We start from the raw sequence: 17,544 nt of genomic DNA, 5'->3' as shown, positions 1-17,544 counted from the left end.
CTACCAGCCATAATTCTGCACCAGTTTGGGGTTCTTGTCCCGCTCTCGTTGCTGCATCGGCCATAAGTAATGCTTCTTTTCAAAAACACGCTTCTCCACCAATACCCTTTGAAAAAAAGCAGGGTCTGTCTTGGTATCACCTGCAAAAATATTCAGGCCGAGGATGTCGCCTCCTTCCGTCTGTTCGGCTATCTTCCACCGGTGTGCATCGAAATACCGGTGCGTCTCATAAAATAATTCGATGCGGCGTTCATGATGTATCCGCTCCCGCATCTCGTCTTTCGAAAGCCCCGCCGGCAGCCCTGGCAGGCCGCTGCGATCCCTGATCAGGTTCACATATTTATAGACATCTCCCCCCGGCCCCTGCGCTTCATTCAGCGCCTCTGCATAATTCAGGTATTGCTCTCCCAGCCTGAAAAGTATCCAGGTACGCAGCACCTCATGCTTAGGCACCCAGGTAAAGCTGGGGTCGGAGCATTTCTTGGGCAAATAACCCGTTTTCGTATAGTTACCCGCGCCTGCGCCCAGCTTACCGTCAGCGCCTTTATACCAGAATTCAAGCCCGGGACTATTCTTCCAGGGCTGACCGGAAAAATGGATGCTGGCATAAAAACGAGGCTCCCTGTTCACATACATATTACTCGTCCCGGCCGCATAATTCCCATTGGGATCCGCAGCCGCCGCAAAACCGGTCTCCGTATAGCTGGAAGCGGGGTTGATGATGGGCGTGTAATCGGCATTATAACCCAGGATCGGCCGCGTGCCATCCGCCATCTCATAGTCGTCCACGATATTCTGCGTAATGCTGTTAAGCGTGAACCCCGAATAAGTGCTCCTCGGGTCACTGTACACATCATTGTCATTAAAAAAACCCGCATTATTGGCAAACAGCACTTCCTTGTTATTATTCACATAGAAGATTTCCTGGTAATTTTTTACAGGGTCATTGCTGGCGCTCCGGTATAACCCATACCCGGCCGACTCCGCCTGGTCAATACATGCTTTCGCGGCATTCGCGGCAGCCTGCCACCTGCTGGCATCCCCATCAGGGAACAGCCGGGTGCCGTCGTCGTTCTTAATATCCTTATAGTCCGGGTTGCCATTCCACAACGGACTTGCCATATACAACAGCACCCTTGCTTTCAATGCCAGGCAGACGGCCTTCGTAGGCCGGCCATAATCCGTCGCATTCGTAATATTGGCGGGCAGGAGCGCAGCTGCCTTGTCGCATTCGGCAGCTACAAAAGCCGCGCACTTATCGACAGGGGCCCGGCGAATGGCTTTAAGGTCATCGGTAAATGCCACGCTATGGTCGGAAATAGGTACGGCGCCATATACCCGCATAAGCAGGAAATGATAGTAGGCGCGTAAGAATAAGGCTTCCCCTTTCAGCTTCGACCGCAGGTCCGAAGTAAAAAAATCATCCAACGGCACCTTATCCACGTTCTCTATGAAAAGATTGGCTTTACGGATGCCGACATAATTGGCTGTCCACGGGTCGATCGTATAGGTAGTAGGCCCCCACGATCCGGCATTCATGGAATTGCTGAAGCTGGGCGGATACATCTGCTCCATATCGTCTGAAGCGCCGACAAATGGATTGCCGTTGGGATCGTTATCAACCATACGCCGTTCTACAGGCAGGGAAGTATAGATATTACTGAGAAAATTCATGGCGTAATCCCTGTTGGCAAATACCTGGGTTAGCGTAAGATCGTCATCCGGCGCCTTGTTCAGATAATCTTTTTTGCAGGCAGCCGACAGGAACAACAGCAGCACCCCGGCAATCGTTCTTATAATCGATTTCATGATGGAATGATTTGATGGTTTTAAAATGTCACTTGCGCCCCGAAATTGATGCTTCGCTGTAAAGGATAGTTCTCATTCGGTCCGTCATCCTCAGGATTCACGATCCTGATATGATCCCATAGGCCCAGGTTCGATCCGTTGATAAATAGTCGGAAATTGCTGATATGCACCCGCTGTGTCAGGTTCCTGGGGAAATTATAGCCTACTTCCGCTGACTTGACGCGCAGGTAATTGCCGTTCCTGAGCCATTGGGTGCTGGTGTTGAAATTATTGGTGGATTTCACATCCAGGATACCCGGGTATTCGGCTTTGGAATTATCGGCGCCCGCTATCCAACGGTGATCGAAATACTCCCTGGTCACATTGTAAACGCCTACCCCATCCGCAAATGCCCAGGTGCTGCGCCCCGACATGTACATGCTGGTCCGCGCAGCCCCCGCAAAGAAAATACTGAGATCGACTCCCTTGTAGGCGATGGTGCCTCCAAAACCAAACATGATCTCCGGTGTACGGGAAAATCCGATATAGGTCTGATCGTCCGCATTGATCTTGCCATCTCCATTCAGATCCTTGTACCTGATATCCCCGGGCCGGATCACCGTCTGGAGATACGTCTGGTCAGGCCCCTTGGCGACATCCGCCTGGTCCTTATACAATCCATCCGCGACAAAGCCATAGAAACGTTTGATGCTCTGTCCTCTGGAATTCTGATAGGCAAACGGCTTCGTCGGGCTGTTGTCCTCTACGATCTTATTCCGGGCAAACGTGAAATTGCCCTGGAATGAATAATAAAACCCTCCCTTCGTCCTGTTACGGATCTCTATATTGCCTTCGATGCCATGGTTGTTCACCACTCCCAGGTTGGCATAGGGAATGTTGGAGCCGGGGTAGCCGGCAGAGCTGGGTATCTGCTGCAGCTGCAGGAGTATGCCCGTCCGGTGCTCCCTGAAAACATCCACGGTCAGCGTGACCCGGCCATTGAACAATTCCATGTCCGTCCCGATATTTGCCTTCTCCGAGACTTCCCACGATATATCATTATTACCGATCCTCGCCTCGGCAAAGGCGCCCGTCGTAGTGGTCTGGCTCTGTCCGAAAAGATAATTCGCTGCATTCTTGTTGATGGTCGTTTGATAAAGGAACCTCGCCCCGCCTATCTGATCATTCCCCGACTTGCCATACGAAGCCCTGAATTTTAAATAATTGATGACATTCACATTCCAGAATTTCTCCTTGGAGGGGACCCAGCCAACAGCCACGGAAGGGAAGAATCCATATCGCTTTCCGGGCGGAAAGTTCTCCGATCCATTATAGCCCGCATCAAATTGCAGCAGATAACGGGTGTCATAATCATAAGTCACCCGACCCGCCAATCCCTGCCTTCTGAAAGGAATATTGTCGATGGAGTTGGCGGCGGTGAGATCGACATACTCCCTCCTGTTACCCAGCAAAAGCCCGTTCACCGTATGCCTGCCAAACGTCCGGTCATAGTTCACCGACGCTTCCAGGTAATAAGCCCTGTTGCTGACATTATATCTCGTATAGCCCAGCGGGCTCTCCGTCAGGATCAGTTTATACTTGTCCTGCCCGTTGGCGTCCTTGCCCAGGTACTGGTACGTCTGCGGCTGCTTTGGCCTGCCATTACCCTGCACATCATAAAAATCATAGGCAAAGAGGCCCTTCAGGTACAACCCCTTTGTCACGATGGAGGAGAGGTCCCACTTGGTCCCCAGTGAACTCTGTATAGTGCTCCGGAACTCCTTGGTATATCCCGACTGCGTCGTCTTCGAAAAAGGGCTCATCCCGAGAAAAGTCCCCGACCCCGGAATAGATCCGTTCGGATTCCTCACAGGATACGCGTTATTCGGAGTGAGATTGATGGACTCCATGATCAGGAAAGCCCCATTGCCCGGATAATTCCCGTTAGACGTGATCCCTCCCAGGTTCAGCGACATGGAGAGGCTCTTGCTTAGATTGACATCCACGTTGCTCCTGAAATTATATCGCTTATAGCTGGTATTCGTGGGGTACGGGATGGTCTTGTCCTCATTGTAAAGCCCTTGTTGGACCGTATATCCCACATTCGTGTAGTACTTGAACGTCTGATTACCGCCGGTGAGGCTGAGATTGTTGATGGTCTGGAAGGTATGTTTCCTCAAGACCACATCCACCCAGTCCACATCCGGATAAAGGTAAGGGTCGGAATGGTCCTTGTATCCCTGCACCTGCGTAGGCGTATAGAAGGGTTGCGGCGCCCCGCCCCGTGTGGTAGCCTCGTTGGCCAGCGACGCATACTCATAGCTGTTGATGAATTTCGGCAGGCGCAAGGGGGACAACTGGGCGTTCTCGGTCCGGAAGCTTACCCTGGGCGGCCCCGACACACCTCTTTTGGTGTTGATCAATATCACTCCATTGGCGCCCCTGATGCCATACACAGCCGTTGCCGACGCATCTTTCAATATCGAAAAACTTTCTACCTCCTGCACATTCAGCTGGTTCATGTCCCTCTCCACACCATCCACCAGGATCAGGGGACTTGTGTTGCCCGTAAAGGTTCCCAATCCCCTGATAAATACATTGGCCGCGTCATAGCCCGGCTCTCCCGATGTCTGCCTTGTGATGATCCCCGGTAGCCTGCCGCCGATGGCATTGGACAACGAGGGCGTGGCCACTTGCTGCAGATCGCCCACCTTCACCGTCGCTACAGCCCCCGTGATCGAATTCTTTTTCTGTGAGCCAAAACCTATCACCACCGATTCGTTCAGCTTCTGCCCCTCCTTATCCGGCTCCATCTTAATGACGACATCCCTTCTGCCGCCCAGGTTCCCAATCCTCATTCGCAGCTGCTTATAGCCCACAAATGTCACGACGATCGAATCCCCCTCGCTTTCCGCTTCCAGCAGGAACTTCCCATATACATCCGTCGTTGCGCCTTTCGAAGCAGATCCGATCACCGCGATGTTCGCCCCCGGCATCGGTTCGCTCCGCTCGTTGACAATGGTCCCGGAAAGCACAAATGAAAGGACCTCTGCTCTCACCTCCAGCAAACCACAACACAATGCCAGCAGTAGGAAGAAACACCGGAGACCGGTATGGCGCCTCCCATCCCGGTTGAAGAGATCACGGAAGACAGACCCCGTGATCCTCTTAGTAGCAGCAATTCTCATAAAACTGATAGTTATTGGTTAAAAAATAATTTCCCTTTTTACCAAGTCCCAATCAAGCCCGGCTGGCAATCGTCTTTTTTAAAAACCGCTATTAATCAATGCCTGGTATAAAATGACTACGTATTCAAAAAATTAGAGGACAAAAAAAAGATCATTTCCTCGACCGCACGGAATTCCTGACTACCAGGTGACCCTTCATCATCACCACCTGCATGGGAGCGTCCTTCTCATTGATCTCTTTAATCATCAATTCCACGGCACTGTCCACCATCTCTTCCAAAGGTTGCTCCCAGGTCGTCAGCGCATAAGAAGGCCATTCCGACATCCGGATATTGTCAAACCCTACCACCGAAACATCCTCGGGGATCCTCAAACCAATCGTCCTGATAGCATCCATTACCCCCAACGCTATGATATCATTGCCGCAAAAGATACAGTCGATATTCTTATTCCTCGTCATCAGCTCCTGCGCAGCCCTGTAACCGCTCTCGAAAGTGTAATTCCCCGGCTCGATCGTCAGGTCCTTTATCTTCCTGTCATCCAGAACCTCCTTGAACCCCTTCAGCCGGTCGATCGTGGTGGACGTGTCCGAGGGCCCGGAAACAAAAGCGAAAGATTTATGCCCCATCTCTACGAGGTAAGCCGCAATCTGCTTGGCTGCCAGGTAATTATCGCAAAATACAGCACTACTTTCCAGGTGTTCGGTGTACCTGTTGAACAATACCACCGTAATGCCATACCGCTTGAACTTCTGGCTGGCCGACGAAGACAATAATGCATCGGTGATGATCACCCCCTCCACATTGTATTCCAGCAGCTGCGTGATCTCACTCTCCTGGATCTCCTCATTCTCTGAATTGATGAAGATAAGATGATACCCCCTGGCCGATAACCTGTTGTGAAATATCTCCAGGACGGCTGAATAGAAAGGATTACGGATATTACGCATCACGATCCCGATCATCATCGTCTTACGCGTGATCAGGCTCCTGGCATGGGCATTCGGCTTGTAATCCAGCTTCGCCGCCGCCGCCAGTATCTTCTTCCGCTTCTTTTCTGACACATTCGTATTGCCGGCAAATACCCGCGAAACCGTGGACTGCGAAACCCCCGCTATCGCCGCAACATCCTGCGATGTGTAATTTTTTTTCAAGTCGGTCTTGGTTGGATCTATTGTCATGAATACGTAATCATTTTCAAATATAAATAATCCCCTTTATAAAAAAAATAATTTTTGGTTTTCTTTTACTTCCCCTGCAGATCCACCACCACATTGATCGTCAACGCCACGATCACCGTGTTGAAAAGGAAAGATATCAACCCATGTATGAGCACCAGTCGCCGCATACGTTTAGACGTGATCTCGATGTCCGACACCTGGAAGGTCATCCCGATGACAAAAGCAAAATAGGCAAAGTCCATATAGTCAGGCGCCTCATCCCCGGGAATATCCAGTCCCTTGGCGATCTGGCCTTTTTGACTGGGATGGTTGGCATAATACAGATGGGCATATTTACTGGTGAAAAGCATATGCAGCAGCAACCACGAAAATGTCACGCCGGTAATATAGATGATGGTCTCCAACCATTTAGGCAACAGCCATCCCCCCTGGTTCTTCAACAACAGCAATACCCCGCCCAGGCTTCCAATAATAGCAACCACCACGATAGTAAAAACCACGGGCCGGCTCTCATCTTCGCGGCTGGCCAGCACCCGCAGCTGTTTCGGACACACTGCAGAAAAAATAGCAGCATAGATGACGATCATACACAGGCTGAAAACATCCCAGCCCAGCATGGTCCTGGAAGCCCCCTCCATTTTCACAGGCAGCAACAAAAGGAACACCAGGACCGCCACTCCCAGACAGACCAGCAATTTATAAATTGCCTTGATCCGGTAAAACCAATGAGGAGCTTTAACATATTCCGCCATATCTGCAATTTAACCGCTTGCCGGCACTACTCAAAAAATTAGTCTCGCTATCCCCGCCTGCCGCCCCGGGTCGGTCCCCCTAAAATTCAGTATATTTAAGTAAATTTTCCCGTATGTCTGCCACACAACCAATGCCGCGCAGGGAATTTCTCAAAAACACCGGCCTGACCGGCATCGCCCTCATATTGGGATTCTCCGCCGCAGACGCCGCCGGTACAGCACGCCTCACCAATCTCAGCGGCCTCCCGGGGCCCGATCCCTCCGAGCCCTTCGGACTGACGCCCTACCTCTCCATCGACAGGTCCGGTAAGATCACTTTCTTCAATCCCAAACCAGAGATGGGCCAGGGCACCTACCAGTCCGTCACGGCGCTGGTGGCAGAAGAGCTGGAAGTCCCCCTGGATATGGTGCACGTCATCACCAGCTCCGGGCAAAAAGGCATCGACAGCCAGTCCGCCGGCGGCAGCTCTTCCATAAGAGGAGGCTATACCAAATTACGGAAGGTCGGCGCCGCTGCCCGGGAAATGCTGCAGTCTGCCGCCGCCAAACAATGGAATGTCCCGGTGTCGGAATGCGCTGCGGCAGGCAACGCCACCATTGTACACCAGCCCTCCGGTAAGTCACTGGGCTATGGCCAGCTCGTAGAAGCTGCCGCTATGATAGCAGTCCCCGCCAATCCCACACTGAAGGATCCTAAGGACTTTAAAATACTGGGCAAACCCTCCGCCAGAGCGGATGTCCCCCTCAAGGTGAACGGTTCTGCCATGTTCGGCATCGACGCCTCCCTTCCCGGCATGGCCTTCGCTTCCGTGGAACGCTGCCCCGTCCTGGGCAGCAAACTGGTCAGCTTCGACGACACCGCCGCGCTCAAAGTACCCGGCGTGCTGAAAGTGGTCAAAGCCCTGCGCGTCCAAGGCAAACACAGGGACGAAGGCGTTGCCGTGGTGGCGGAAAATTACTGGGCCGCCGTCAAAGGAAGAAAAGCCCTCAAAATACAATGGGATCACCAGGGTCTGGACCAGTTCAGCACCACAGGATTCGAACAGCACCTGCGTGAACTGGCAAAGTCCGATGGTCTCATCGCACACAACAGCGGGGACTTCGACAAAGCCATGCAGGAGGCGCCTAAAAAGCTGGAAGCCCTGTACGAAACACCCGTCGTATCCCATTCTACCATGGAGCCGATGAACTGCCTCGCCCACTGGAAAGAGGACGATAAGGTAGACATATGGACCTCGTCCCAGGGCGCCTCATTGATCAAAAGAGAGCTGGCTCAAACCCTGGGCATACCCGAAGATAATATCACACCCCACATCAATTTTTTAGGCGGAGGATTCGGCCGGCGCCTGGCCTCCGATTTTGCATCCGAAGCAGCTTTCATCTCGAAAGCTGCAGGCAGGCCGGTAAAAGTGATCTGGACAAGAGAGGATGACACCCGGATGGGCCCCTTCCGGCCCATGACCTTCTCCGCCATGCGCGGCGCCTTGTCCGCTGACGGAAAAGCACTGGCTTTCCAGCACAAGGTCGTCTCCCCTTCCATCAACGCCACCAAGAACGACAAGTACGATAAGACAAAGCCGGATAGATCCATGACGGAAGGCATCAGCGATCAGAAATATGAGATCCCTAACATGAAGAACGCCTATGTCTTCGCGGATATTCATATTCCCATGCAGGCCTGGCGCTCCGTCACGAGCTCCACGCTGGCCTATGCCCACGAATCATTCATCGATGAAATGGCCGTTGCCGCCGGCAAAGACCCCATGGCCTTCCGCCTGGAAATGCTGTCAGCCCCCTCCGATACCAAAAAAGTGCTCCTCAAATTAAAAGAAGTATCCAACTGGGATCAACCCCTTCCAAAAGGCTGGGGCAGAGGCGTCGCCCAATATGAATTTTTCGCAGGGCTGGCCGGCAACGTGGTGGAAGTCTCCTCCACATCCGGCGGCGGCGTCAAAATAGAAAAAGTGTACGCCGTCATCGATCTGGGCACCGTCGTCAACCCCAGCATGGTAGAGGCACAGGTGGAAGGCGCCATCGTCATGGCCATCACGGCTGCCACGAAAGACGCCATCCGGTTTGAAAAAGGCCAGGCCATCCCCTCTAATTTTCATAACAACCGCATGCTGCGTATCAACGAGATGCCGCCGGTGGAGGTACATATCCTCGCCGAAGGCGGCGCCGTCATCAAAGGCGTGGGAGAACCGGGTCTTCCTCCCGTCGCACCCGCCCTATGCAATGCCATCTTCGCGGCAACAGGAAAAAGGATCCGTCGCCTGCCCTTCGACATCAACAAAATATGAACAAACTTTTTTGGCTGCCGCTGCTCGTCCTATCACAAACGACCCTTGGCCAATCCTACAACCCTGCAATCGATGTCCTCCATTATGACTTTTCTATAAAGGTCAACGACGACAACAACAGGATCGCTGGCAACGCTGCCATCATCCTGGAATTCAAAAAAGCAGCCGACAGTTTCCTCCTGGACCTGTCAGGCATGTCCGTCTCTTCGGTAAAGATCGACAACAAACCCGCAACCTTCCGCCAGACACAAGCCCATCTCATCATCTACGGCGCCGGCAAACCCCACCAGCAATACACCTGCGACATCCGGTACGAAGGCGTCCCCGCCGACGGCCTGATCATCTCCAATAATAAATTCGGTCATCGTGGCTTCTTTGGGGACAACTGGCCGGACCGCGCACATAACTGGCTGCCCTGCGTAGACCACCCTTCCGACAAAGCAACCGTAGATTGGCGGATCATCGCGCCCGATCATTACACCGTGGTAGCCAACGGCGCCCTCCTGGAAGAAAAATCCCTGCCCCATCATCTGAAAGCCACTCATTGGAAAGAGTCCGTGCCCCTTTCCCCCAAGATAATGGTAATAGGTATCGCCGATTTCGCCGTCGATCATCCGGGTGACGCCGAAGGCATCCCCGTTTATAATTACGTCTACCCGGAAAATAAAGACACAGGCTTCCATAGCTATGCCCATGCCCTGGAGATCCTCCCCTTCTATATCCATCACATCGGCCCTTACCCCTTCGAAAAATGCGGTAACGTTCAATCAAAAACGCGCTTCGGAGGCCTGGAGAATGCCAGCGCCATCTTTTACTTTGAGAACTCCGTCGGTTCAAAAAGCATAGCATCCCTGATGGCGCATGAAATAGCGCATCAATGGTTCGGCGATGCAGCCACCGAGTCGGAATGGCAGCACCTCTGGCTCAGCGAAGGCTTCGCCACCTATATGACCCACTGCTACCTGGAAAATAAATTTGGAACAGACACACTGAAAGCCGGCATGCGGAAAGACAGGACCCAGGTCATCTCCTTCGAAAAAAAGAGATGGTCACCGGTGGTGGACACCTCCGTCAAAGATGACTATATGCAGCTGCTCAATCCCAACAGCTACCAGAAAGGTAGCTGGGTCCTCCACATGCTGCGGAGAAAAATAGGCGACTCGCTTTTCTGGAAAGGTATCTCCGCCTATTACAATGCATATCGCAACAAAAATGCTTCCTCGGATGACTTCGAAAAGATCATGGAGTCCGTCAGCGGTCAGGACCTCCGCTCCTTCTTTCATCAATGGCTCTATATCCCGGGTCACCCCTCCATCCATCTCATCTGGCATTACGACACCGCCAACGCTTCACTCATCCTCGAATCTACCCAACTACAATCCTATATCTATCATTTCACCTTGAACCTCTCCATAGACGGAGCCCCCTATTCCATGGAGATAACGGACAAAAAAAACCAGGTCCGGATACCGCTGGTGGCTGAACCAACAACGATCCTCCCGGACCCGGATATAAATGTATTGGCTGAATTCACCTACTAAACAGCATCCGACAACGACGTAAACGTAAAATCCCTTGCCTTGATAGCCGGCACCAGGTAGCTCCTGTATGATTCCACGCTGATGCTCCGCTCCTGTTTACCCAGCGCTTCCACATTGTTCAGCATGATAACAGGGCTTTCATTGAACCGGAAGTTCTTGATAGGGAATTTCACCTCGCCATTCTCGATATAGAATGTACCGTCCCGGGTAAGCCCCGTGAGCAACAAGGTTTGCGGGTCCACCATCCGGATATACCAAAGCCTCGAGACCAGGATGCCTTTTTCCGTGCTTTTGATCAACTCTTCCAATGAAGCGCTCCCCCCTTCCATAATGATATTCGAAGGCGGAGGCACGGGATCGACCTTTTTCTTATCCGCCCAAAAACGCGAATAGCTGAGGTTCTTCACCACTCCCTTTTCGATCCAGTTCCTCTTCTGCAGCAGCTGCCCCTCCCTGCTCCAGGTAGACGAAGGCAGCTCCGGGTTAAAAGGATCGGAATAAATATTGACCTTCGTATCCATCAGTTGCTCCCCCAGGCGATTGCCCCCTCCCGCCTTGCTCATAAAGCTCCTGCCCTCATCCGCATTGCGCGCATCCAGCCCAAAGAAAAGACTCTCCAGCAGGTAGGCGACAGCCACCGGCTCCAGGATCACCGTATATTTTCCCGGCTCGATCGCTTTGGCGCCGATGGATCCATTGGCCTTGCTCGCTGCGATCTTGGTAGCCGCGTAAGTATCCAGCTTGCTGATGTCATTGTAACCTCTTGCCGCATAGCCGGACCCCGTTCCCTCTTCATTACGGGTAGTCACGGAGAACACCACATCCGTGTTCTTATTGTAAGCGAAAAGCCCCTTGGAGTTCATGATGGAGCTGAAGCTCGTGGTATTCTCCAAATAGCCTGCCGCCTGTAGCTTCGCTTCTTTCGTTACCTGGATGCTCTTTGCGACAGCCTCCGCCCTTGTATCAGGCGTTACGGCGGCCGTGGCAGGCACGTAAGTAATGGGTTCCGGGAAATCCTGCGGCCCCAGCAAAGGCATGTGTTCCGGATTCTCCGGCGCCAGCTGGGCAAGCTCCTCCGCCCTGCGCACCACCTTTTCCAGGGAGGCATCATCAAACTCGTCAATAGAGGCCACACCCGTTTTCTTACCGAATGTGGAGCTGACAACAAGTGTCTGTTGGCTGATCTCGCCGGCCGTCGACACGGAATTACGTGCATAACGGATATTGCCCCCGTCGGAGCCGTTGAGCGCAACCTCGCATTCCTCCGCCTTGGAATAGCTGAGCACTTTCTTCAATAGTCGCTGAGCTTCTTCTTTACTAAAAATTGCCATATGATAAATTGCTTGTGTAGTGAAAGGTTGATTAGATTTTACGGGCCGTATTGATGACGTTGACGCCATTAAACCGGGTCGTGGAACTGCCATGACTGACGGCATTGGATTGCGAAGGCTGCCCCTTCCCGTCATTGAAGGCGCCGCCCAGCCGGTAGTCGCGCTCATCCGCAATGGCCGCACAGGAATTCCAGAACTCCCGTGTATTGGCCTGGTACGCTACATCCTTCAACATACCGACGATCTTCCCCTCTTTGATTTCGTAAAAGGTCTGCCCGCCAAACTGAAAATTATAGCGCTGCTGGTCAATGGAGAACGACCCGTTCCCGATGATATAGATCCCCTTCTGTACATTTTTGATCATATCATCCACGCTCAAGGGATCCTTCCCCGGACGAAGAGAAACATTTGGCATCCGCTGGAATTGAACGTCCGACCAGCTCTGTGAATAACAGCACCCCTGGGATTCCTTCAGCCCGATGATATGCGCCTGGTCCCGGATTGCCTGGTAGTTCACCAAAACCCCTTCCTTGATAAGGTCCCATTGCTTGCACTTCACACCCTCGTCATCATAACCCACTGCCCCCAGGCTGCCCGTCTGCAGCTTGTCGGCGACTATATTCACCAGCTTGCTGCCGAATTGGAAATTTCCGGCCTTCCACTTGTCTAATGTAAGGAAGCTCGTTCCGGCAAAGTTAGCCTCATACCCCAACACCCGGTCCAGCTCCGTGGGATGCGCCACCGATTCATGAATGGTAAGCCAGAGATGGGAAGGGTCGAGGACAAGGTCATACTTACCCGGCTCCACCGACTTGGCGCTGATCTTCTGGGTGACATCAGCCGCGGCATTCTTGACATCTTCCAGCATGTCATAACGGTTCTTATATCTGGTGACGACACCCTGGACCTTATCATTTTCAGTAGCCGTCAGATACTCATAGCCCATGCCCACCGGCGAGCTAAGCGCCTGCCGTGTCTGGAATTTACCGGTCGCCTGGTCTATCCTGGTAACATTGAAGACAGGATATATGCGGTGAATGTCCTGGTCGATATACGACCCGTCCGTGGATGCAAAGTATTTCTGCTCATTCACGGCAAGAATGGCCGAGTTGACGAAGTTGGCGCCTCCTTTCATAGCAACACCATTTACATTCAACAGGAGATCCACCTTCTCTTTGATAGGGACTTCAAAAGCATTTTTTACTATAGGGGTCTTCCAGCTCACTTCTCCATACCCTTTCTGCGGAGCCAGCTGCACCGGCTCAGATATGATCTTCGCATTCGCCTTCGCCACCGCCACCGCCCTTTCGGCAATCCGGGCAACACCCTCCTTCGTGACATCATTGCCCGCGGCAAAACCCCAGCTTCCATTCGCGATGACACGGATCCCCACACCGAAAGTTTCCGTGTTGGCAATGTTCTGTATCCGGTTTTCCCGGGTCACCGTAAATTGGTTGAGATAGCGGCCAATGCGAACGTCCGCATAAGTAGCTCCCTTGGATCGTGCGGCATTCAAAGCGACGTCGGCCAGCTGCTTTTTAACAGCAACATCCATCCCGGCATTCAACGCCTCTGAAACATCGATCGTTCTTGCACCAAAGGGAAGCTTAGGCATTACCAATGAGCCAAGGCCCATTCCTGCCATGTGAATGAAATCTTTTCGTTTCAAGGTTTTCTCATTTGTTGTTAGTCTAAAAAAATATCCCAGGCAATCTAAAAAACTTTTAAATAACAATTTATCCGCTCATCCTGTCAAATCTTCCTTTCTACCCATAAAAAAACGCAGCATAGTAGGAACAAAAGGTAAAACCATCCTTTACTTATCAATACGCGCTCGATCTCCGCCTCCCTTTCTCCATGGCCGCCCCCCCTTCTACCATTTTGTGATATCCAGGCCGCAGTCTCCCGCATCCTTTCCGTCCTGCGCAGCGTATGCCAATCATCCTTCCCCCAAACATACCACCAACTGGGCGATCCCTGCGATGTACGCACAGTCTGCCAGCCCGCCTTCCGGGGCCAATAGCTCCCTTCCCAGGCAAAGGGGAGCAGGGGATCCTGCGCCAGGTATACGGCAACAGGCCTTGCGCCGGCTTGCTCGTCATCATCAGCGATCAATGCTTGAGGTAAGCTACTCCCGGCCGATTGAAGCAATACCTTCATCGGTTGATCCACCGCCGGCAGATCAGGTGTGATCTGCCAGCGCTCCGTAACAGCCGCATCACCGGCCGCCTCCTGTAAAATGGAGGTCCAAAGCGCAGAATAATCTTTTTTGTCCCCGGACAGCAGCCTGACATAAGTGCCATTCAAGGTCATAAGGATAATTTTCCCCGCGCCATACATGTTCGCACTTACCAGCGTCCGCGATTGACTATCTTTTATCATCGGCCGGTCGCCCGGCTTATCAGTAACGACCATACGCAGCACTGAATCGTTGCCTCCCAGGGCCCGTGCCCCATGCCCTAACGATGTGCTGTCTGCCTTAATGATCAACCCTAGCCCCTTCCCCGCCACCTGCCGCCGCAAAATGGCATACTCCCTACTCCCAATCGCCTTCAGTTCCGCGGCGTCCGCAACAACGACATCAAACTTGTCCAGCAGCGCGGGAGTAAGATGATCAGGCTGCTCCACAGCCATGTTGAGAGAAACATGGTCATACTTTCCTTTACTGATAGCCGTTCGGATAGTTACACCATGCCCTTTCTCCGAAAGCCAGTGGGCTAAAAACCGGTTCTCGAAATCCGGGGCAGCAGCCAGCAATAATATTTTTAGCCCCTTCCCGGGTGACACCTTCACGGAAATGGATTCCTGCTCAAGCGTGTCAGCGCCCGAAAGGGCGATCAGGTGATAAACAGCGCGACCGACCTGAACAGGCAGGGTCCTTAATTCAAAGTATCCTCCCGCACCCGAACTTATTTCTGCCGAGTCCAACATCGTCCCCATGCCCGTAAGCAATAATTTCACCGGTGTACCCTGTGCATTAAAGAACCTTCCCTGGATACGGCAAGCCTCGCCCGGCCATAACGAACGCTTCCAGTGAATAGAGACAATCCCCGCCTGCAAGGAAGAAGGATGGAATACCAACGGCACGTCAGGCAGACGGGCACATTCCTCCCTCGTCAGCCCATACCCATACACATGTAGCCTCGACAACCCTTGCCCCTTTACATCCTCCGGAGCCACCCATACGGGCGCCTTCGATTTAATACTATCCATGTTATACCCCTCCGTCAGCAAGATACCCTCCTTGCTCCCTTCCAAGGATCTTCGGGTATACCCGATCGGCAACGCGATGGCAGCCAGGGAGGCCACTAATACTATATTGGCAATTACACGCCAAAACACCCGGGCCCGGTTATCCCGCTGAACCTCCTTCACCAGCAACAATGCCAGCAAGGCCAGCGAAAGACAGAGGACTATATAGCTCCAGGACGTCATGGCTTGTTTACATTACTGAAATAAAGTTGTGAAAGACCCGCATCGGGAGGTCCCGGGCGCCTGGAGGGACTTGCCTCCGGCAGAGACACCAATTTGCGTATCGCCCGCTGAGCCAGCTGGCGGTCTCCCCCCTCCTCCTCACCCCCTGCTAAAACCCTTCTCATCGCCTGAAAACCTTTCAGATATTCTCCCGGCTTATCCATCGCCTTCTTCCCCAATTGACGGCTTGCCTCTTGCAATATCCCCATCGCCGGGCCGCTGAAAGAACCTCCGTCCAATACACTCAGTGCCATCCGCAGCTTGTCCTCCGCCGAAGGCTCCTGCCCGGATACGACATGCTGCCTGGGCGTTAAAATCTCATCCAGCTTTCCGGTCAGCCGTTTCTTCGGGTCCAATGGCGTCACGCGCACACCCGTCTTCGCCACATAAGCTCGTGACTTCTGCTGCAGGTCTTTCAGCAACCGTAAGGCCTTATACTCATACGGCAATGCCTCCAGAGGTTTAAAGGTCCGCAGCCGCAGCTCCGCATTCCACATCTCCGTCAACGTTGCCTTCAGCTGCTGCTTGATCGCCGGCTCGAAATAAGTGGCATCCTCCGCATTATCATGTTTGTCCGTAAAAGCATCCAGCACTTTCGCGGCATTGCCAAAATCCCCCGGGGCACCGCCGGCCCTGGAGAAACTTTCCCCGTTCCCGCCTTCCTCCGCTTCCTCACCCAGGAATTTTCCATACCGCAGCCGCAGCAGCTTCTGGTCTATCCCCAGGTCATTGCATTTATTGTTGAATGCCTGTACAGTCATCGTATCCTTTTCACGCAGCAGCCGCTCCGTCTCGATGATGATCTGCCGTTCGCTCCTGAAGAACTCGGGCTTGACATCCACGCCTGTCGTAAGCCCTTCCAGGCTCATCAGCTTAGCCGTATCCGGCAGCGAAATGATATACATATCGCTCCTTGCTTCCTGCCCGTGGTTATCCTTTGCCCGGCAGTAGAAATACAGCTCATCGCCCGGATGAAGCCCCAACGCATCAAGATCCAGGGTCTGCATCAGATCGACGGCAGCCCGCCCGCCCCAAAGCGCACGGCCGAATGGCAGCACCTGCTCCTTGAACCTGACAGCTTCGCCGCTGCCGCTGGCAACCGTCGCCACTATGGTGGCATCGCTGACACCATAGTCATCCTGCACCCTCACGGCCAGGGGTATTTTCCTGGACTCTCCAAAGTCCACGATCAGATATGCTTTGGGCGTCCTTATAGAGATCTTCGGCGCCTCATCTCTGACCACTTCCATCTTGTATAGCTCCGACAGCCCGTCGTTCATCTTCAGCTGATAAAATCCCGAAAGCCCCGCAACGCCCGACGTCCTCCATAAGGTGTGCCCCGTATCGGCAGCCTTCAGCCTTACCCGGATACTATCATTGAAGATCAATTGCATCGCCTCCACGGGCATATTGGTTTGTATCTCCCAGTTCACCAAGGCTCCCTCTTCCACCTGCAGATTGAGATCCTGCTGGCTCCTCACACCCCTGCCCGTATAAGCAGGTGGCATCACGCGTATGTTCACCGCCTTTACGCCTGCAACCACTTTCGCTTCCGGCATCGCCCTTACAGCAATATGCGCCTCTTTCGCCTTATCCTTTCTTACTGCCATGCTTACCCATACCATCGCCCCCACCAGACACACCCCCATGATCAATTTCTTCTGCAATGGCTGGGGCAGTCTTTGCGCATGCAACCGCTCCCTCACCCTCTCAGCCTGTAATCTTTCCAGTGCCCCTAATGCTTCCACCGGCCTTAACAGCAAACCACAGCTCTCCTCCAGGTCGGGCAATCGCTTATCCAGGATCCGCGCAATGTCTACAACCGTCACGCGCCACGAAGGAAATAGCCAAAGCGTAATACCGTACACCACTATGAAAAACACTGCCCCATACCACAGCGACCCATACCCCCACCTGGCAAGCACAGCCATCAGCAACAGGCTCACGGCAAGGGACAGCAGTCCGCAGAACACCAGTCCTTGCGTCATCC

10 protein-coding genes are annotated in these 17,544 nt (G+C 53.1%); 2 read left to right on the top strand and 8 right to left on the bottom strand.

All coding sequences use genetic code 11. The features are described 5' to 3' along the window. The 4 genes from Q4E93_RS30490 to Q4E93_RS30475 all read right to left on the bottom strand — a co-directional run bounded on the left by Q4E93_RS30490 (position 1) and on the right by Q4E93_RS30475 (position 6,908). Positions 1-1,809: a RagB/SusD family nutrient uptake outer membrane protein gene (locus Q4E93_RS30490; protein WP_303591726.1), complete on the bottom strand. Its 1,809-nt coding sequence runs from the start codon at positions 1,807-1,809 to the stop codon at positions 1-3. A gap of 20 nt (positions 1,810-1,829) precedes the next feature. Further along, positions 1,830-4,976: a SusC/RagA family TonB-linked outer membrane protein gene (locus Q4E93_RS30485; RefSeq protein ID WP_303591725.1), complete on the bottom strand. Its 3,147-nt coding sequence runs from the start codon at positions 4,974-4,976 to the stop codon at positions 1,830-1,832. Between the two features lie 151 nt (positions 4,977-5,127). Beyond that, the gene (locus Q4E93_RS30480; protein ID WP_303591724.1) at positions 5,128-6,156 is read right to left on the bottom strand and encodes a LacI family DNA-binding transcriptional regulator; all 1,029 of its coding nucleotides are present in this window, start codon (positions 6,154-6,156) and stop codon (positions 5,128-5,130) included. Between the two features lie 65 nt (positions 6,157-6,221). Next, positions 6,222-6,908: a DUF1345 domain-containing protein gene (locus tag Q4E93_RS30475; protein WP_303591723.1), complete on the bottom strand. Its 687-nt coding sequence runs from the start codon at positions 6,906-6,908 to the stop codon at positions 6,222-6,224. 113 nt (positions 6,909-7,021) lie between these two features. On the opposite strand from Q4E93_RS30475, the gene Q4E93_RS30470 reads away from it, so the two are divergent. Together Q4E93_RS30470 and Q4E93_RS30465 are read left to right on the top strand one after the other, a co-directional pair. After that, positions 7,022-9,208, top strand: coding sequence for a xanthine dehydrogenase family protein molybdopterin-binding subunit (locus Q4E93_RS30470; protein ID WP_303591722.1), 2,187 nt, complete (start codon positions 7,022-7,024; stop codon positions 9,206-9,208). Further along, positions 9,205-10,749: a M1 family metallopeptidase gene (locus tag Q4E93_RS30465; RefSeq protein WP_303591721.1), complete on the top strand. Its 1,545-nt coding sequence runs from the start codon at positions 9,205-9,207 to the stop codon at positions 10,747-10,749. Before Q4E93_RS30470 ends, Q4E93_RS30465 begins: the two co-directional genes overlap by 4 nt. Here Q4E93_RS30465 and Q4E93_RS30460 read toward each other — a convergent pair. The 4 genes from Q4E93_RS30460 to Q4E93_RS30445 form a co-directional block, all read right to left on the bottom strand. Next, the gene (locus Q4E93_RS30460; RefSeq protein ID WP_303591720.1) at positions 10,746-12,080 is read right to left on the bottom strand and encodes a TldD/PmbA family protein; all 1,335 of its coding nucleotides are present in this window, start codon (positions 12,078-12,080) and stop codon (positions 10,746-10,748) included. The genes Q4E93_RS30465 and Q4E93_RS30460 overlap by 4 nt on opposite strands. 31 nt (positions 12,081-12,111) lie before the next feature. Continuing rightward, positions 12,112-13,749, bottom strand: coding sequence for a TldD/PmbA family protein (locus Q4E93_RS30455; RefSeq protein ID WP_303591719.1), 1,638 nt, complete (start codon positions 13,747-13,749; stop codon positions 12,112-12,114). 83 nt (positions 13,750-13,832) lie between these two features. Further along, positions 13,833-15,515 (bottom strand): hypothetical protein, encoded by a 1,683-nt coding sequence (locus Q4E93_RS30450; protein ID WP_303591718.1) that lies wholly within the window; start codon positions 15,513-15,515, stop codon positions 13,833-13,835. Then, positions 15,512-17,542, bottom strand: coding sequence for a DUF4175 family protein (locus tag Q4E93_RS30445; RefSeq protein WP_303591717.1), 2,031 nt, complete (start codon positions 17,540-17,542; stop codon positions 15,512-15,514). The genes Q4E93_RS30450 and Q4E93_RS30445 overlap by 4 nt, the downstream gene beginning before the upstream one ends. Between the last annotated feature and the right edge of the window lie 2 nt (positions 17,543-17,544).

This window comes from Flavitalea plasmicola, from assembly GCF_030546645.1.
GTDB lineage: Bacteria > Bacteroidota > Bacteroidia > Chitinophagales > Chitinophagaceae > Puia.
This window is presented reverse-complemented; position numbering and strand designations above follow the sequence as displayed.